The sequence below is a fragment of the Bisbaumannia pacifica genome (assembly GCF_007989625.1).
In the GTDB taxonomy this organism is placed as follows: Bacteria; Pseudomonadota; Gammaproteobacteria; order Pseudomonadales; family Halomonadaceae; genus Bisbaumannia; species Bisbaumannia pacifica.
Genome location: NZ_BJUK01000008.1, coordinates 90,062 through 107,066, shown reverse-complemented (window position 1 = coordinate 107,066; position 17,005 = coordinate 90,062). Strand labels below are relative to the sequence as shown.

The window sequence follows — 17,005 nt, the reverse complement described above, 5'->3', positions numbered from 1 at the left end:
CTGGCAGGGAGATATGGACAATCATCAACAAGGACGATGGCCATGCGCTTACGTGCCACTCTTACCGCCGCTGCCCTGTGCAGCACTACCCTACTCGCCGGCTGTGAAACCCTGTCTACCGATGCCATGCTGCAGGCCGGCATGACATCCCTTCAGGCCGCGACCCTCAGTGACGAGGAAGTCAGGAGCATGTCGGATCAGGCCTGTGCCCAGATGGACGCCGAGGCGCCCATCGCCAGCCCCGACTCGGTCTACGGCCAGCGCCTGGCAACCATTGCCGCTAACCTCGGCGACCAGATCGACGGTGTCCCGGTCGACTACCAGGTCTACCTGATCGATGAGCCCAATGCCTGGGCCATGGCCAATGGCTGCGTGCGCGTCTACAGCGGCCTGATGGACATGATGACCGACAACGAGGTCGAAGGCGTCCTAGGGCACGAGCTGGGCCACGTGGCGCTGGGGCATAGCAAGACGACCATGCAGACGGCCTATGCCGCCTCGGCGGCACGCGGTGCCCTGGCGTCCTCCAGTAACGCCACCGTGGCCATGCTCACCGATTCTCAGTTGGGCGATCTGGGCGAGAAATTCATCAACGCCCAGTTCTCCCAGAGCCAGGAAACGGCGGCCGACAACTTCTCCTTCGACTTGCTGGGCGAACGCGGCATTCCCCGTGAGGGCCTCGTCACCGCCTTCGAGAAACTCGCCAGTCTCGATGGTGGCGAGGGGTCCATTCTCTCCTCCCATCCAGGATCGAGTGACCGCGCCGAGCACATGCGCGCCCGCCTCAACGCCGAGCGCTGAGCGCTCTCCGGCGAGGCATCCTCTGCCTCGCCGGTATCCCCCTCTCCCTTCAAGACCCGACGCCCCGCGCCGGGCGGCATTGACCGATACCCGGGTGATAGCAGCCCCAAGCCGATTACGCTAGTGTGAGGGGGCCGACACGGGGGCGACCAATACTCCAGCGTGATGAGCATAAAAGGCAATCACGCCGGTCGTGTGCTTCCAAGTCCTCCGCAGGTGCCCGGTGTTGTCACTGCAGACCGTGAGTGAAAAGTGATGACGTTGATGTGAAAAAATGTGGGTTCTATAAAAAATGCATCGGTGGCGATGTTTCAAGAGGCCTCTCTTCGGCCAAGCTGTCGTGGAGTCATTGGGTTGGCCGAGATATTAAAAGACGTCACCGCTTTACACAGGGAGCATGGGGCCTTGTCATCACAAAAAACACAATGCCAGGTACACTGGCTGACCGGTCAGCTTAGCGAGGAGGGTAGGGAGTCAAGGTATCGTAGGTTTATCAAGGCGAGGGTACGGATGGAAACCTGCCTTTCGCTGACGGTGGCGGCCTTGATATTTGGCATGTTTTCCGTGTCTGACTACTACCTATTAGGCTTGACGAAAGAGTATTACCTGTTGATTGCCATGCGTATCGTGGTGGTCAGTCTCTGCCTGATGCTAGCCTTTACCATTTTTCGCTGGGGCAGCTATTCCAGTAAAGTCTGGTTGCATGCCATGCCACTATGGATCCTCGCGACGGGCATCATCTTGATCGTCCCCCTGCGTCCTGAAAGCCTCTCCACTCAGGTGACCGCGGTGGTCGTGGCGATCATGGCGTTCTATCTGCTGATCCCTAACCTGCTGACGGTGGTGACGTTCGCCAGCCTCTATTTGAGTGCCGGGTTCCTGGTCGCCGCGGTGCTTTTTTCCGAGATATCACCGGTAGAGGCACTGCGTTTGTCACTACTGCTGATCATGGCCAACGCGGTGGGATTCTTTGCGCTGCTGCGCTTAGAGCGGCTGCAAAGAAAGCAATTCGTGCTGCTCCACGACGAACGCAATCAAAATCACCAGCTGCTCAAGGAAATAGCGCATCGGAAATCGCTGGAAGAACAATTGCGGATGGTCGCCGAGCGGGATGCCCTGACGGGGTTAAACAGTCGCAGCCATTTCATGAAGCGGGCCAGGGCGCTGCTGCAGGGCTCGCGGCTGGAAAAGCGGCCGCTCGGGCTGTTCATGATCGATGTGGACTATTTCAAGCGCATCAACGACACCTGGGGGCACGGTCATGGGGACTGGGTGCTGACCAGGATCGCGGAGGCCTGTGCGCATTCTCTGCGTCCCACGGATGTGATTGGCCGCTTCGGTGGCGAGGAATTCGTGGTCGCCCTGCCTGACACCGGCCCGCGGGACGCCCAACGGGTGGCCGAGCGCTTGAAGACCAGGGTCGCCGAGCTGCCATTAAAGGAAGGGATGGACGAACGGCGCTTGAGTGTCACCATCGGTATCGCGATCGCCGACGACGAAGGCGCGGATCTCGAGGCCCTGATCTCGCGAGCGGATCAGGCACTCTACGCCGGCAAGCGTGACGGCAGGAACCGGCTGGTGATATGGCGAGAAGGGCTGGGAGGGGAAAGCGGATAAATGGTCGGCACGCCCGGCTTCGGTTCCAGCGGACGCCCATCTAAGGACAAGGACACGGGGGGCGTCACGCCGCTGTCACACCCTTGGCGCAGGCTACGGCCTCCACTGACACCCGGGCCATTGGAGGATGCCATGCGCCTCGCCCTCTTCGACCTCGACGATACCCTGCTGGACGGCGACTGCAGCGAGCTGTGGAACGCCTGGATGATCGAGCGTGGCTGGATCGCCGCGCCGGGGGAGTTCCTGATGCGCACCCAGACCATGCATGCCGCCTATCATGCCGGCCGCCTCCGCCTGGAGGAGTACCTGGCCCTGACCTTGTCGCCCCTGGCCGGGCGCCGTGAGGCGGAGGTGCGCGCCGAGGTGGAAGCCTTCGTCGAGGCGCGTATCGCCCCCCGGCTGTTCGCCCAGGGCCGCGCCCGGGTGGCGGAGCACCGCGCCCGGGGCGACCGTCTGCTGGTGGTCTCCGCCTCGTCGCGGCACCTGGTGGCGCCGGTGGCGGCGGCACTCGGCATCGCCGAGGTGATCGCCGTGGAGCCGGTGATGGACGGCGAGCGCTATACCGGGGCGACTCGTGGGGTGCTCTCCTATCGCGGCGGCAAGGTGACCCGGCTGGAGGCCTGGTTGGCGGAACAGGGGCGTCCCGCCAACCACCTCAGCTTCTATTCCGACTCCCATAACGACCTGCCGCTACTCAATCGAGTGGATCGCCCCGTGGCGGTCAACCCCGACCCGGTGCTGGCCGAGGTGGCCCGCGCCGAGGGCTGGCCGCGGCTCGATTGGCGCACCCCCATGGCGCTCACCGGCTAGCCGGTGAGCGCATGCCAACACCTTGATTGTCATGGTTTTGCCATCGCCTTGCCGCATCCTCGTGGTTTTCCATGGCAACGAGTTCGGGCATGACATCGAGCGAGCGACACCTGCTGGAGGCGATCATCGCCGGGGAGCAACTGACCCCCTACTTCCAGCCCATCGTCGATATGGGGCGGCGCCGTATCCACGGTTACGAGGCCTTGATTCGCGGCCCGGAGCAGTCGCCGCTGCATTCGCCCCAGCGGCTCTTCGAGGTCGCCATGCAGGCCGGACGCCTGGTGGAGCTCGATCTGCTGTGCCGGCGCCTGGCCATCGAACGCTTCGTGGCCCTGGGGCTGGAAGGCAAGCTGTTTCTCAATGTGATGCCCTCCACGCTGCTGGAACGCGACTTCCGCGAGGGCCTGACCCTGGCCTATCTGGAGGCGGCCGGCCTGGCGCCGGAGCGGGTGGTGATCGAGCTCACCGAGCACCTGCCCATCGCCGACTACCAGGCGATGCGCCAGGCCATGGACCACTATCGGGAGATGGGCTTCCGGGTGGCCCTGGACGACCTGGGGGCGGGCCATTCCAGCCTGCGTCACTGGGCCGAGTTGCGCCCGGACATGGTCAAGCTGGATCGCCACTTCGTGGCCGGCATCGATGCCTCGGCGGACAAGCGTGAGTTCCTGCGCTCGCTGCTGGACGTGGCACGCAGCCTGGGCTGCCAACTGATCGCCGAGGGCGTCGAGACCGCCGAGGAGCAGCGCTGCCTGTGGGAGCTGGATCGCGGCCTGGTGCTGCTGCAGGGCTACTATTTCGCCCGCCCCTGTGCCGAGCCGCCCCGCCGGGTATCGCCGCTGCTGCCTAGCCATGGCTTGCCGGCCCGTTCGCCGCGGCGCCGCGCCAGCGCCATCGTCGAACACATCGCGCCGGTCGCCCCGTCGCTGCCGGTGCTGACCCTGGCCGAGCGCTTTCGCGCCCAGCCGGCGCTGCGCTGCGTGCCGGTGGTGGAGGAGGGCCGGCCGGTGGCGGTAGTGCGCCGTCACGAGTTCCTGACCCTCTTCACCAACCCCTATAGCCATGCCCTGCACTCCCGCAGCAAGGTGGGCGAGATCGCCGACCGCCAGTGGCTCGGCGTGACCCAGGAGACGCCTCTGGAATCGCTGAGTCAGCGCATCACCGATGTCCGCGGCCTGCAGCAGGAGGACTTCGTGATCGTCGACGGCGAGGGCCGCTACCGGGGCATGGGCAATATCATCGACCTGCTGCGGGAGATCACCGCCATCCAGGTGCGCCAGGCGCGCAACGCCAATCCCCTGACCGGCCTGCCCGGCAATATCCTGATCCAGGAGACCCTCACCGAGCGCTTGAGCCAGGGGCAGGCCCTGGTGGCGGTCTTCGCCGATCTGGACAACTTCAAGGCCTACAACGACGGTTATGGCTACGCCGAGGGAGACCGGATGATCCTGGCGTTGTCGCGGCTGCTGCTGGCGCGCCTGAGCGATGCCGACGATTTTCTCGGCCATGTGGGCGGCGACGATTTCATGCTGCTGCTGGGGGGCGACGACTGGCGGGCCACCTGCGAGGCGATCCTCGCCGATTTCGCCGCCCTGGTGCCCGATTTCTATCGCCCCGAGCATCGCGCCGCCGGCGGCCTGGTGTGCGAGAATCGTCGAGGCGAGTCGGTCTTCCATCCGCTGGTCAGCCTGTCGTTGGCGGCGCGGCCGGTGGCGGCAGGAGAGGCGCTGGCGCCGCCCCAACTGGCCGCCGAGCTCTCCGAGCTCAAGGCCCAGGCCAAGCGTCGCCCCGGCAACAGCCTCTTCGTCGACCGCCGCCATCACCCGCGTCCGACAGGGAGCCTGGCATGAGCGATGCCTACTATCTGCGTCTCACCGATCGCCTGCGCGAGCTGTTGAGCGATCCCCATGCCTGCGAGGAGGGCCGCCTGCCCGCGGAACGCACCCTGGCGGAGCGTTTCCGGACCACCCGGGTCACCCTGCGCCAGGCCCTGGCCCAACTGGAGGGCGAGGGGCGCATCCACCGCAGCAATCGCCGCGGCTGGTTCGTCTCGCCGGCGCGCCTCGACTATGACCCGACCCGGGACGCCGGCTTCAACGACTATGTGCGTGCCCAGGGGCGCCGCCCGCGTACCGAGGTGCTGCTGACCGATACGCGCCCCTATCCCACCGCCGCCGAGGCCCTGGGCCTGCCCGCCGACCAGCCGTTCTGTCATATTCGCCGGCGCCGCTTCGTCGACGATCGCGCCGTGCTGGCGGAGTCGCTATGGGTGGTGCCGGAGCGCGCCCCGGGCTTGCTGGAGGGCGACTACGCCTCCCACTCCCTGTGGGGCCAGCTGCGCAGCCGCTGGGGCCTGAGCCTGACCCACCGCTCCCTGCGCCTCTACTCCGAGGCCCTGCCGGAGCGCGAGGCCGCCGAGCTGGGGGTGGCCGCCGGCACCGCCGGGCTCAGCGTGCGCCGCACCATCTTCGATGAACGCCGTCGCCCGGTGGAGTACGACGAGGAGCACTGGCTACACGACGCCCTGTGCATCACCGTGGAGCTGGACGGCAAGGCATAGGAAGGCGAGTCGCCGGCCCGCCTGAGCCACCGATGGCCGCGGGGGCGGGCCCTCGCTTCCTTCTGGCTTCTTGCTTCCCGCTTCATCCAGCCTTCAACTAATCGTCACCGGCTTGTCATCCGAGGTCGTCAGACTCCTGGTCTATACCAGATCAGCAGTCGTTGTTACTCACCCGACCCGGAGAGCCACCATGTCACCCTTTACCCGTTCCCTGCTCGGCGGCGCCGTCGCCCTGGCCATGACCACCGCTGCCCAGGCCACCACCGAGCTGACCGTCTACACCGCCGTGGAGTCCGACGATCTCCAGAAGTACGCCGAGCGCTTCAACGAGGCGCACCCGGAGATCGAGATCAACTGGGTGCGCGATTCCACCGGGGTGATCACCGCGCGCCTGCTGGCCGAGAAGGACAACCCCCAGGCCGACGTGGTCTGGGGCCTGGCCGCCACCAGCCTGCTGGTGCTGGAAGAGGAGGGGATGCTCGCCCGTTATGCCCCCGAGGGTGTCGAGGCGCTGGATCCCAAGTTCGTCGATCCGGCGGCCCGCGACGGCCAGGATCCGGCCTGGGTCGGCATGGACGCCTGGGTGGCGGCCATCTGCTACAACACCATCGAGGGCGAGCGCCAGGGCGTGCCCATGCCCACCTCCTGGGAGGACCTGACCCGTCCCGAATACCAGGGCCAGGTGATCATGCCCAATCCCAGCTCCTCCGGCACCGGCTATCTGGACGTGGCCAGCTGGATGCAGCTGTGGGGCGAGGAGGGGGCCTGGGACTACATGGATCGCCTCCACGACAACATCGCCCGCTACACCCACTCCGGCTCGGCGCCCTGCAACCTGGCCGCCTCCGGCGAGGCGGTGGTCGGGGTCTCCTTCGCCTTCCGCGGCGCGCGGCTCAAGTCCCAGGGCGCCCCCGTCGAGGTGATCTTCCCCGAGGAGGGGCTGGGTTGGGACATGGAGGCGGCGGCCATCATCGAGGGTGGCGATAACCGCGAGGCCGCCGAGACCCTGCTCGACTGGGCCGTCTCTCGAGAGGCCAATGCGCTCTACAACGAGGGCTATGCGGTCGTCGCCTACCCCGGCGTGGCCCAGCCCATCGACAACTACCCCGAGGATATCGCCGAGCGCATGATCGACGCCGACTTCGCCTGGGCGGCCAATCATCGTGACCGCCTGCTCGAGGAGTGGCAGCGCCGCTACGACGGCAAGTCCGACAGCCAGTAAGTCCCGTCGTCAACGCCCCGGCGTTCGGCGCCGGGGCCAGGAGTTATCCCATGCCTACCCTGACCGCTCCCCTGTCTCCCGCGGCCGGCACCGACCGGGCCACCGTGGCCGAGGCGGGGCTGCATCTCGAGATCAGTGGCCTGACCAAGCGTTTCGGCCAATTCACCGCCCTGCGCGAGATCGATCTGGCCATCCGCGAGGGCGAATTCGTCTGCTTCCTGGGCCCCTCCGGCTGCGGCAAGACCACCCTGCTGCGGGCCATCGCCGGCCTGGCGCCCCAGAGTGCCGGGCGCATCATCCAGCGCGGCCGCGATATCTCGCGGCTGCCGCCCCAGGCCCGGGATTTCGGCATCGTCTTCCAGTCCTATGCGCTCTTCCCCAACCTGACGGTGTTCGACAACGTGGCCTACGGGTTGCGCAACCGCCGCGATGACCGTGCCTGGATCCGCGCGCGGGTCGCCGAGCTGCTGGCCCTGGTGGACCTGGCCGGCAGCGAGGCCAAGTACCCGGCGGCGCTCTCCGGCGGCCAGCAGCAGCGGGTCGCCCTGGCTCGCGCCCTGGCCACCGAGCCGGGCCTGCTGTTGCTCGATGAGCCGCTCTCGGCCCTGGATGCCCGGGTGCGGGTGCACCTGCGCGGCCAGATCAAGGCCCTGCAGGCGCGCCTGGGGGTGACCACCATCATGGTCACCCACGATCAGGAGGAGGCCCTGGCCATGGCCGACCGCATCGTGGTGATGAATCACGGCACCATCGAGCAGGTGGGGACCCCGGCCGAGATCTACCGCCGACCGGCCAGCGCCTTCGTGGCGGAGTTCATCGGCAGCATGAACTTCCTCGAGGTGCGTCCCGACGGCGCTCACGCCCTGCGCCTGGGCCGGCGTCGCCTGGATTGCCCGGCCCATGACTGCGCCGGCGATAGCCGCGCCCGTTTGGCCATCCGCCCCGAGGCGGTCAAGTTGTGTGCCGCGAACGAGGGGCTGTCGGCCCGGGTCGAGCATGTCGAGTTCCTGGGCGCCTTCCTGCGCGTCGGCCTGACCCTGACGGAGACCGGCCAGGCGCTGGTCGCGGATATCGCCGTGCGCGACGCCGAGGCCCTGGGCCTGGCGCCCGGTGCGAGTCTGGGGGTCCTGCTGCCCAGCGAGGCGCTGCGCCTCTATCCGGGCCGGGAGGCGCGGGCATGAGGGGGGCGTTTGTGATGCACGGGGCGCGGTGGCTCTCCGGCGAGGCGCTGGTGCGCCTGCTGGTGCTGCTGGCGGCCCTGGCCCTGCTGGTGGTGGGCCTGCTCTTCCCGCTGGCCAGCATGCTGGTCAAGAGCCTCCAGGATCGCGCCGGCGATTTCGTCGGCCTGGCCAACTTCGCTCGCTATGTGCAGACGCCGGCCCTGGTGGGCTCCATCGTCAACTCCCTGACGGTGGCCTTGACCAGCACCGCCCTGGTGGTGGGCCTGGCCTTCCTCTGCGCCTACGGCATCACCCGCACCTGCATGCCCGGCAAGCGGCTGTTCCGCATGCTGGCCGTGCTGCCGATCCTGGCGCCCTCGCTGCTGCCGGCCATCAGCCTGGTCTATCTGTTCGGCAACCAGGGCTGGTTCCGCGAGGTACTGATGGGACAGAGCATCTACGGCCCCATCGGCATCGTGCTGGGCATGTGCTTCTGGATCTTCCCCCATGCGCTGATGATCCTGACCACGGCGCTCTCCACCAGCGACGCCCGCCTCTACGAGGCCGCCGAGGCGCTGGGCACCCCCAAGTGGCGCAGCTTTCTGACCATCACCCTGCCCGGGGCCCGTTATGGGCTGATCTCCTGCGCCTTCGTGGTCTTTACCCTGGCGATCACCGACTTCGGCGTGCCCAAGATCATTGGCGGCCAGTTCAGCGTGCTGGCCACCGACGTCTACCGTCAGGTGGTGGGACAGCAGAACTTCCAGATGGGCGCCGTGGTCAGCGTGATCCTACTGCTGCCGGCCCTGGCCTCCTTCGTGGTGGATCGCTGGATCCAGCGCCGTCAGGTGGCTCAGCTCTCCGCCCGGGCGGTGCCCTGGCGGCCCACGCCGAGCCCACTGCGCGACTGGGCCTTCGCGGGGCTCTGCTACGCCGTGGGGGCGGCCATCCTGCTGGTGATCGGCACCGCCATCTACGCCTCCCTGGTGCAGTTCTGGCCCTACAACCTGTCGCTGACCCTCGAGCACTACGCCTTCGAGATGCTGGCCGGGGGCGGCTGGGCATCCTGGTTCAACTCCCTGAAGCTGGCCTTCTCGGTGGCGCTGATCGGCACCCTGGTGATCTTCTTCAATGCCTGGCTGATCGAGAAGAGCGACGGCTACCGGGTGCTGCGTCAGGGGCTGCACTTCCTGGCCATGCTGCCCATGGCGGTGCCGGGTATGGTGCTGGGCCTGGCCTATATCTTCTTCTTCAACCAGGCCGGCAACCCCCTGAACTGGCTCTACGGCACCCTGGCGATCCTGGTGCTCAACACCCTGGTGCACTTCTACACCGTCTGCCACCTCACCTCGGTGACCGCCCTCAAGCAGCTCGACCCGGAGTTCGAGGCGGTCGGCGCCTCCCTCAAGGTGCCCTTCTGGGTGACCTTCCGCCGCGTGACCCTGCCGGTCTCGCTGCCGGCGGTGCTGGATATCTCGGTGTACCTCTTCGTCAACGCCATGACCACGGTGTCGGCGGTGGTTTTCCTCTACACCAGCGACACCCGCTTGGCCTCGGTGGCGGTGATGCACCTGGACGAGGCCGGCTATTTCGCCAGCGCGGCGGCCATGGCGGTGCTGATCTTCTTCACCTCCCTGGCGGTCAAGCTCGCCCATGCGGCACTCAGCCATCTGCTGTTGACTCGCGCCCAGGCGTGGCGCCAGGCGGGCTAGGCCCGCCACCTCCAAAAAATTTTCATCAGATCCACTGGTATAGACCAATGCTTGATGCCATGACCGACCCCTACCTGCTGACCCCGGGGCCGCTGACCACCAGCGCCACCGTCAAGGCCGCCATGCGCCGCGACTGGGGCTCCTGGGACAGCGACTTCAATGCCATGACCGCCGAGATCTGCCGGCGCCTGCTGGCCCACGCCAATGCCCGGGACAGCCATGCCTGCGTGCCGCTGCAGGGCAGCGGCACCTTCGCCGTGGAGGCGGCACTCGGCACCCTGATCGACCCGGCGCGCACCACCCTGGTGCTGAGCAACGGCGCCTACGGCAAACGCCTGGCCGCCCTGCTCGAGCGCATGGGGCGCCCCTTCGAGGTGCTCGACAGCGGCGATACCGCCCCGCCCAGCCCCCGAGCGGTCGCCGAGCGGCTGAAGGCCAATCCCGCCATCGGCTATGTGGCGGTGATCCACTGCGAGACCAGCTCCGGCATCCTCAACCCCCTGGCGGCCATCGCCGAGGCGGTGGCCGCCGAGGGACGCGAGCTGATCGTCGATTCCATGAGTGCCTTCGGCGCCGTGCCGGTGGACGCCCGGCGCACCCCCTTCCTGGCGCTGGTCTCGTCGGCCAACAAGTGCTTCGAGGGCGTGCCCGGCTTCGGCTTCGTGATCGCCCGTCGCGACGCCCTGGCGGCCGCCTCGGGGCGCTGTCACTCGCTCTCCCTCGACCTACACGATCAATGGCGCTACCTGGAGCGCACCGGCCAGTGGCGCTATACGCCACCCACCCATGTGGTGGCGGCCTTCCGCCAGGCCCTCGACGAGCACGATGCCGAGGGCGGGGTGGCCGGACGCCTGGCCCGCTATACCGCCAATCGCGATGCCCTGGTGGCGGGCATGCGCCGACGGGGCTTCGCGACCCTGCTGGAGGATCGCTGGCTGTCGCCGATCATCACCACCTTCCTCAGCCCCGCCCATCCCGGCTTCGACTTCCCGCGCTTCTACGCCGAGCTCAAGGCTCGCGGCTTCATCATCTACCCCGGCAAGCTCACCGAGGTGGAGAGCTTCCGCATCGGCAGCATCGGCCGCCTCGATGTCGCCGTGATCGCTCGACTGCTGGAGGCCGTGGACGCCGCCCTGGCCACCCTGGGCGTGGACGACTGCCGTCCCGCCGCCTGACTCACCGGAGAGATCCCGATGCACTATCAATCCCCCGACCGCTTGCAATGCGCCATCCTCGACTGGGCCGGCACCGTGGTGGACTTCGGCTCCTTCGCCCCCACCCAGATCTTCGTCGAGGCCTTCGCCGAGCTGGGCGTCGACCTCAGCCTGGAAGAGGCCCGCGGGCCCATGGGCATGGGCAAGTGGGACCATATCCGCACCCTCTGCGACGTCCCGGCCATCGCCGCGCGCTTCGAGGCGGCGGTGGGGCATGCCCCCAGCGATGAGGACGTCACGGCCCTCTACGAGCGTTTCATGCCGCTGCAGATCGCCAAGATCGGCGAGCACTCGGCGCTGATCCCCGGGGCGCTCGAGGCCATCGCCGCGCTGCGCGAGCGGGGCCTGACGATCGGCTCCTGCTCCGGTTATCCCGCCGTGGTGATGGAGCAGGTGGTGGCCCGGGCCCGGGCCAACGGCTATGTGGCCGATCATGTCGTCGCCACCGACGAGGTGCCCAACGGCCGCCCGCATCCGGCCCAGGCGCTGGCCAACGTGATCGCCCTGGGCGTGAGCGACGTGGCCGCCTGCGTCAAGGTGGACGACACCGCGCCGGGCATTCTCGAGGGGCGCAGTGCCGGCATGTGGACGGTGGCACTGACCTGCTCGGGCAACGCCCTGGGGCTCGACTACGCCGCCTATCGCGACCTGGATGACGCCGAGCTGGCCGAGCGTCGCGGGCGCATCGAGGCACAGTTCGCCCCCGCCCGGCCGCACTTCATGATCGATACCATCGCCGAGCTGCCGGCGGTGGTGGCCGAGATCGATGCCCGCCTGGCGCGGGGCGAGCGCCCCTGACGCGGGACTTGAGCGGTACCCCCTTGCCTCGCCCTCGGGGCAAGGGGGGCGGATCCCTGCCACTCCGGCGTCGCTCCGGCGTGGCCCCTATCGCGAGGAGCGTGTCATGCGACCCTTCTGGTTGAACCAGGCGCTGGAGACGATGCCGGAGCCGCCGGCGCCGCCCCTGGATCGGGAGCTACGCGTCGACGTCTGCATCGTCGGCGGCGGCTACACCGGCCTGTGGACCGCCCTCGAACTGCGTCGCCAGGCCCCCTGCCTGAGCGTGGCGCTGATCGAGGCGGACATCTGCGGGGCCGGCGCCAGCGGCCGCAATGGCGGCTGCGTGCTGGGCTGGGCCAGCAAGTACCCGACCCTGCAGCGGCTGTTCGGCGACGCGGAGGCGCTGCGCCTGGTGGCCGAATCGGAACGCTGTGCCGCGGAGATCGGCGACTTCTGCCGCGAGCACGGCATCGACGCCGAGTTTCGCCACGACGGCACCCTGTTCACCGCCACCAATCGCGCCCAGCAGGCGGCCATCGCGCCGCTGATGGATGGCCTGGCCGAGCGCGGCATCGGCAGCTTCGCGGCGCTGGAGGCGGCCGAGGTGCAGCGGCGCAGCGGTTCGTCGTGCCACCGCCAGGGCTGGTTCTCGCCCCGCGCGGCCACGGTGCAGCCGGCCAAGCTGGTGCGCGGCCTGCGCCGCGTGGCCCGGGAGCAGGGCGTCGAACTGTTCGAGGGCACGCCCCTGCGTGCCCTCGAGCGGGGCCGCCCGGCGCGGGTGATCACCCCGGGCGGACGGATCGTCGCCGAGCGCGTGGTGCTGGCCACCAACGCCTGGATGGCGCGGCTGTTCCCCGAGTTCCGGCGCACCATCGCCATCGTCTCCAGCGACATGGTGATCACCGAGCCGGCCCCCGAGGCGCTGGCGGCCACGGGCCTGGCCGATGGCGTCTCGGTGCTCGACTCGCGCACCTTCGTGCACTACTACCGCAGCACCCCGGCGGGGCGGCTGATGCTCGGCAAGGGCGGCAATACCTTCGCCTTCGGCGGGCACGTCCATGACCTCTTCGATCGCCCGTCCCGCTATCGGGAGCCGCTCTCCCGGCGCCTGGCGGCGTTCTTCCCGAGTCTCGCCGGGGTGCCGCTGGCGGCCAGCTGGACCGGCCCCTCGGATCGCTCGGTGACCGGGCTGCCGTTCTTCGGCGCCTTGCCGGGGCACGCCAATATCGTCTATGGCCTCGGCTACTCGGGGAACGGCGTGGGGCCGACGCGGATGGGCGCCAAGCTGCTCAGCGCCCTGGTGCTGGGGCAGGACAATGCCTGGAGTCGTTCGCCGCTGGCCCGGGGGCCGTTGGGGCGCTTCCCGCCGGAGCCGGCGCGTTACCTGGGCTCGCTGATGGTGCGCAACGCCATTCGCCGCAAGGAGCGCGCCGAGGACCGAGAGCGCCGGCCGCGGCCCTGGGACGACTGGCTGGCCGGCTTCGCCGCGGCGGCGGGCAAGTCCGACAAGCTCGCCTCGTGAGCCCCCTGGCGCTGGGCCTGGTGCTGCTGTCGGTGTGCCTGCATGCCGGCTGGAACCTGCTCGGCAAGCGGCGCACGCCGTCGCTGGCCTTCTTCGTGCTGGCCATGGGCAGCGGCGCCCTGGTGCTCTCGCCGCTGCTGTGGCTGGGCCCGCCGCCGACGCGGCTGCCGGCGGCCTTCTGGGGCTGGCTGGCCGCCTCGGGGCTGTGCCAGATGCTCTATATGGGCGGCCTGGCCTGGGCCTACGCCCGGGGCGAGGTCAGCGTGCTCTATCCCATCGCCCGGGCCCTGCCGGTGGTGCTGGTGCCCCTGGTCTCGCTGGGCCTGCTCGGTAGTCGTGCCCTGACGCCCCTGGACCTGATCGGCATGGGGCTGATCCTGAGCGGGGCCCTGTGCCTGCCGCTGGCCGGTCCCCGGGGCTGGCGGGCGTCGAGCTATCTGACCCCGGCGCTGGGCTTCGCCCTGTTGGCGGCGGTGGCCACCGCCGGCTATTCGCTGATCGACAAGCAGGCCCTGGCGCTGATGCTCGCCGCCGGCCACTCCAGCCTGACCGCCGGGGCCACCTTCATGGTGCTCCAGGCGCTGATGACCCTGGCCTGGGGCCTGCCGACGGTGCTGCTGCTGCCCGCCGAGCGGCGTCGCCTGCCGCGTCTCTGGGCACGAGAGCGCACCGCCATGCCGCTGACCGGGATCATGGTGCTGGCCACCTATGGGCTGGTGCTGGTGGCCATGGCGCGTACCGAGGAGGTGAGCCTGGTGGTGGCGATGCGCCAGCTCTCGATTCCCCTGGGGGTGGTGCTCGGCGTGGTGTGGCTGGGCGAGCGCGCGGCGCCGATCAAGTGGCTCGGTACCGCGCTGATGCTGGTCGGGCTATGGACGGTGGCGCTGCCCTGAGTCGCTTTTCCGGTGGGCCTCGATCAGTCGCCGCAGCCGCGGCGCGAAGTGCGCGAAGTCCGGCGTCCAGCGCTCAGGCGTCTTGCCGGCGTCGTCCAGGTGGCGCACCTTGAGGATCGCCTCCAGGTGCGGGTGGCGGGCGAAGTCCGCCGCCTCCTCGGCGCTCATGGGGCCGCCCTGCAGGCGCAGGGAGTGTTGCGAGGCCCGGGACAGGGTATCGACATAGGTCGGGTCGACCGCACAGAGGTAGCGCTTGGCGGCCACATGCTCGCGAATGCAGGCGACCACCGCCGGCGGCAGGTGCTGCTCCACCAGGGCGGCGCCGCTAGCCTCGTGGCGGCGATCCTCGCTGTCGGTCAGGGCGAAGGTGCCGCGATCGCCGGCGAAATGGCCGATATCGTGGAGCAGGGCGCCGACCACGATCTCGTCTTCCTCGCCCAGCTGCTCGGCCAGCCAGGCACCCTGCAGCATATGTTCGGCCATGGTGACCGCCTCGCCCAGGTAGCTCTTGGCGCCCTGGTCGGCGAAGAGGGCGGCGAGGGTCTCGACGAGGGTATCCGGCGTCGCGGTCATGCGTCGTCTCCTGTGGCGGCGGCTTCCAGGCAGGCCAGGGTGGAGAGCAGGCCATCGCGGTCGGCGTAGCAGCCCTGCAGCCAGCGCGAGCCCTCGCCCGAAAAGGCGGTCCGGGCGTGCAGCACCCGGGTGTTGTCGACCAGGAAGGCCTCGCCCGGGGCGAGCTTGAAGGTCACGCCCATCTCGGGGGACTCGAGGAGCTCGCCGAGGCGACGATAGGCGGCGTAGTAGTCGGCCATGTCGGCGTAGGGCACGTCGCGGAAGGGGGCGGCGGAGCGGTTGTTGAAGCGGATACCGATCAGCTCCCCGTCCGGGGCCAGCTCGATCATCGGGCGCCGCGCCCGCAGGCAGACCTCGCCGCGGCCGCGGTATTCGAAGTGCGCACAGTAGCCGGCCAGCAGCTCGAAGCCCCGGGGGGACTCCTCGCGCAGTCGCTGGGCGGCGCGGAATCCGTCCACCACCCGGTTGTCGCCGCCCTCGGCGGAGTTCTCCAGGCAGTAGAGCAGCTGCAGGGTCGGCACCGGATCCCGATAGGGGTTATCGGTATGCGCCGGCAGGCCCAGGCCGGTGAAGGCCAGGTTGCTGGGGGCGATCTCGCTGCGCACCTCGAAGACGCGGCCGTAGTTGGTTTCCCGGGCGAAGCCGAACTGGGCCACCACCTCGAGCAGGGCGCCATCCGTGATCGGGCCGCCCGTGAGCTTGCCGATGCCGTAGCGGCGAATGTCGGCGAGCCACCGGCGCTTGGTGGCGTCGTCGCGACCGAGGGCCGTGATGTCGGCGCTGGGCAGGCGCTCGGCCAACGAGGCGTCCCAGGTCGCTCGGTGCGCATCGAGCCAGCCGCGTTGGCGCGGCGGCTCGCGATCGTAGGCATGTTGCCACAGCCAGGCGGCGTCGTAGGCGAATTCGCGGCCCTCCGGGGCCATGGCGACGATCAGGCGACCCGCCTCGACCCGTGCCGCGCTCAGGCGCAGGGCGGCGGGGATATCGGCCAGGCCGATCAGCCGCTGGCCATTGTCCGGCGAGCGGGTGGCGGCATCCTGAGCATTGTCGCGCAGCCAGATGGCGTGGAAGCGTCGCCGTATGCCCTGGCGAAAGGTCAGGAGGACGGCGTCGCCGCCCTCGATCACGTCGGCGGTCTCTAGCATGGGGCTCTCCAACATGGGGCTCTCCAGTGAGGGAATGCCGGGTCATTTGACGTTCGTCGTGACATAAGAACAATCAATGGTTTTTAGGGTGAGAGGGTCAAAAAACTTATGGCTAAATCCACCGCCCTGCTGCCTTCCCTGGAGTGGGTCCGGGTCTTCGAGGCGGCGGCGCGCCTGGGCAGCTTCACCGCCGCGGCCGAGGAACTGGGACTGACCCAGGCCGCCGTCAGCCAGCGGATTCGCCACCTGGAGGAGCGCCTGGGGGTGGCGCTGTTCGAGCGCCGGGCCCGAGGGGTGGCCCTCTCGGTCCAGGGCGAGGCCTGGCTGCCGCATGTGCAGCAGGCCATCGAGCGCCTGACCCAGAGTGCCGACAGCCTCTTCGCGGCGCCGCGGAGTCGCCTCGGCCTGATGGCCTCGGCGTCGCTGCTCGAGCTCTGGGTGATCCCGCGGCTGGCCGCGCTGCGCGCCCGGCTGCCCGGACGGCAGCTGGTGCTCGCGACCATGCATCGCTGGCCCGACTATGCCCAGGCCGAGGCCGACCTGGAGATCCGTTTCGGTGACGGCGACTGGCCCGGGCGCGAGGCCCATCGCCTGTTCGGCGAGGTCTTGACGCCCATGGCGGCCCCCGCGCTGCTGGCTTCCGACGGCGAGTGGCGAAGCCTGCCGCGGATCGCCGTGGCCGGGCCGCGGTTGGGCTGGCGGGAGTGGGAGCGGTGCCTGGGAGAGGCCCCAGGGCCGGCGCCTGCGCTGCGCCTGGATACCTTCGTCCAGGCCCTGCGCGCCGCCGAGGCGGGGGCGGGGGTGCTGCTGGGGTCGCTGCCGTTGTGCCAGGCGGCGCTAGACGGGGGCCGCCTGTGCCGTCTGAGCTCGGCCGAGCTGCCCATGGCCGAGGGCTACTGGTTGACGCGCCCCGCCGAGGGGGCCGCCGATCGGGAGTTCGCGCGGGTACGGGAGGTCTTGCGCGGCGGTGCCGGATAAGCGAACCACGGGCGTGAT

General features: G+C 69.1%; 15 protein-coding genes. 13 read left to right on the top strand and 2 right to left on the bottom strand.

The window, feature by feature from the left end; genetic code table 11:
* Positions 1 to 42 precede the first annotated feature (42 nt).
* The 12 genes from loiP to HPA02_RS05180 all read left to right on the top strand — a co-directional run bounded on the left by loiP (position 43) and on the right by HPA02_RS05180 (position 14,291).
* On the top strand, positions 43 to 801 hold the full coding sequence (gene loiP / locus HPA02_RS05235) for a metalloprotease LoiP (RefSeq protein ID WP_146802030.1): 759 nt from the start codon (positions 43 to 45) through the stop codon (positions 799 to 801).
* 510 nt (positions 802 to 1,311) lie between these two features.
* On the top strand, positions 1,312 to 2,418 hold the full coding sequence (locus HPA02_RS05230; RefSeq protein WP_232340941.1) for a GGDEF domain-containing protein: 1,107 nt from the start codon (positions 1,312 to 1,314) through the stop codon (positions 2,416 to 2,418).
* A gap of 132 nt (positions 2,419 to 2,550) precedes the next feature.
* Positions 2,551 to 3,228 (top strand): HAD family hydrolase, encoded by a 678-nt coding sequence (locus HPA02_RS05225; protein WP_146802029.1) that lies wholly within the window; start codon positions 2,551 to 2,553, stop codon positions 3,226 to 3,228.
* A gap of 89 nt (positions 3,229 to 3,317) precedes the next feature.
* Complete coding sequence (locus tag HPA02_RS05220; protein ID WP_146802028.1) at positions 3,318 to 5,078, top strand: GGDEF domain-containing protein; 1,761 nt, start codon at positions 3,318 to 3,320, stop codon at positions 5,076 to 5,078.
* Positions 5,075 to 5,788: a UTRA domain-containing protein gene (locus HPA02_RS05215; RefSeq protein ID WP_146802027.1), complete on the top strand. Its 714-nt coding sequence runs from the start codon at positions 5,075 to 5,077 to the stop codon at positions 5,786 to 5,788. The genes HPA02_RS05220 and HPA02_RS05215 overlap by 4 nt, the downstream gene beginning before the upstream one ends.
* Positions 5,789 to 5,978: 190 nt before the next feature.
* Positions 5,979 to 7,010 carry a putative 2-aminoethylphosphonate ABC transporter substrate-binding protein gene (locus HPA02_RS05210; protein ID WP_146802026.1) on the top strand — a complete coding sequence of 344 codons (1,032 nt, stop codon included), beginning with the start codon at positions 5,979 to 5,981 and terminating at the stop codon, positions 7,008 to 7,010.
* Positions 7,011 to 7,060: 50 nt separating this feature from the next.
* Entirely contained in the window at positions 7,061 to 8,191 is a 1,131-nt protein-coding gene (locus HPA02_RS05205) for a putative 2-aminoethylphosphonate ABC transporter ATP-binding protein (RefSeq protein ID WP_146802025.1), read from the top strand.
* Positions 8,188 to 9,882 (top strand): putative 2-aminoethylphosphonate ABC transporter permease subunit, encoded by a 1,695-nt coding sequence (locus HPA02_RS05200; protein WP_146802024.1) that lies wholly within the window; start codon positions 8,188 to 8,190, stop codon positions 9,880 to 9,882. Before HPA02_RS05205 ends, HPA02_RS05200 begins: the two co-directional genes overlap by 4 nt.
* Before the next feature lie 47 nt (positions 9,883 to 9,929).
* Positions 9,930 to 11,057 (top strand): 2-aminoethylphosphonate--pyruvate transaminase, encoded by a 1,128-nt coding sequence (locus HPA02_RS05195; protein WP_232340940.1) that lies wholly within the window; start codon positions 9,930 to 9,932, stop codon positions 11,055 to 11,057.
* Positions 11,058 to 11,075: 18 nt separating this feature from the next.
* Entirely contained in the window at positions 11,076 to 11,894 is an 819-nt protein-coding gene (phnX, locus tag HPA02_RS05190; RefSeq protein WP_146802023.1) for a phosphonoacetaldehyde hydrolase, read from the top strand.
* 106 nt (positions 11,895 to 12,000) lie between these two features.
* Positions 12,001 to 13,398, top strand: coding sequence for an FAD-dependent oxidoreductase (locus tag HPA02_RS05185; RefSeq protein ID WP_146802022.1), 1,398 nt, complete (start codon positions 12,001 to 12,003; stop codon positions 13,396 to 13,398).
* Positions 13,395 to 14,291 carry an EamA family transporter gene (locus HPA02_RS05180; RefSeq protein WP_146802021.1) on the top strand — a complete coding sequence of 299 codons (897 nt, stop codon included), beginning with the start codon at positions 13,395 to 13,397 and terminating at the stop codon, positions 14,289 to 14,291. The genes HPA02_RS05185 and HPA02_RS05180 overlap by 4 nt, the downstream gene beginning before the upstream one ends.
* Here the strand turns inward: HPA02_RS05180 and HPA02_RS05175 are convergent.
* Both HPA02_RS05175 and tmpA read right to left on the bottom strand, forming a co-directional pair.
* Positions 14,268 to 14,864, bottom strand: coding sequence for an HD domain-containing protein (locus HPA02_RS05175; RefSeq protein WP_146802020.1), 597 nt, complete (start codon positions 14,862 to 14,864; stop codon positions 14,268 to 14,270). The two genes, HPA02_RS05180 and HPA02_RS05175, sit on opposite strands and share 24 nt — an antisense overlap.
* A complete protein-coding gene (tmpA, locus tag HPA02_RS05170) occupies positions 14,861 to 16,009 on the bottom strand; it encodes a 2-trimethylaminoethylphosphonate dioxygenase (protein ID WP_146802019.1) in 1,149 nt (382 codons plus the stop codon). Before tmpA ends, HPA02_RS05175 begins: the two co-directional genes overlap by 4 nt.
* A gap of 108 nt (positions 16,010 to 16,117) precedes the next feature.
* Between tmpA and HPA02_RS05165 the strand changes: the two genes are divergently transcribed.
* The gene (locus HPA02_RS05165) at positions 16,118 to 16,987 is read left to right on the top strand and encodes a LysR family transcriptional regulator (RefSeq protein ID WP_146802018.1); all 870 of its coding nucleotides are present in this window, start codon (positions 16,118 to 16,120) and stop codon (positions 16,985 to 16,987) included.
* Positions 16,988 to 17,005: the final 18 nt, after the last annotated feature.

Excerpts from the sequence above, each read along its gene's own strand:
- loiP (WP_146802030.1), top strand. The coding sequence starts at position 43 with ATGCGCTTACGTGCCACTCTTACCGCCGCTGCCCTGTGCAGCACTACC.
- HPA02_RS05230 (WP_232340941.1), top strand. The coding sequence starts at position 1,312 with ATGGAAACCTGCCTTTCGCTGACGGTGGCGGCCTTGATATTTGGCATG.
- HPA02_RS05225 (WP_146802029.1), top strand. The coding sequence starts at position 2,551 with ATGCGCCTCGCCCTCTTCGACCTCGACGATACCCTGCTGGACGGCGAC.
- HPA02_RS05220 (WP_146802028.1), top strand. The coding sequence starts at position 3,318 with ATGACATCGAGCGAGCGACACCTGCTGGAGGCGATCATCGCCGGGGAG.
- HPA02_RS05215 (WP_146802027.1), top strand. The coding sequence starts at position 5,075 with ATGAGCGATGCCTACTATCTGCGTCTCACCGATCGCCTGCGCGAGCTG.
- HPA02_RS05210 (WP_146802026.1), top strand. The coding sequence starts at position 5,979 with ATGTCACCCTTTACCCGTTCCCTGCTCGGCGGCGCCGTCGCCCTGGCC.
- HPA02_RS05205 (WP_146802025.1), top strand. The coding sequence starts at position 7,061 with ATGCCTACCCTGACCGCTCCCCTGTCTCCCGCGGCCGGCACCGACCGG.
- HPA02_RS05200 (WP_146802024.1), top strand. The coding sequence starts at position 8,188 with ATGAGGGGGGCGTTTGTGATGCACGGGGCGCGGTGGCTCTCCGGCGAG.
- HPA02_RS05195 (WP_232340940.1), top strand. The coding sequence starts at position 9,930 with ATGCTTGATGCCATGACCGACCCCTACCTGCTGACCCCGGGGCCGCTG.
- phnX (WP_146802023.1), top strand. The coding sequence starts at position 11,076 with ATGCACTATCAATCCCCCGACCGCTTGCAATGCGCCATCCTCGACTGG.
- HPA02_RS05185 (WP_146802022.1), top strand. The coding sequence starts at position 12,001 with ATGCGACCCTTCTGGTTGAACCAGGCGCTGGAGACGATGCCGGAGCCG.
- HPA02_RS05175 (WP_146802020.1), bottom strand. The coding sequence starts at position 14,864 with ATGACCGCGACGCCGGATACCCTCGTCGAGACCCTCGCCGCCCTCTTC.
- tmpA (WP_146802019.1), bottom strand. The coding sequence starts at position 16,009 with ATGCTAGAGACCGCCGACGTGATCGAGGGCGGCGACGCCGTCCTCCTG.
- HPA02_RS05165 (WP_146802018.1), top strand. The coding sequence starts at position 16,118 with ATGGCTAAATCCACCGCCCTGCTGCCTTCCCTGGAGTGGGTCCGGGTC.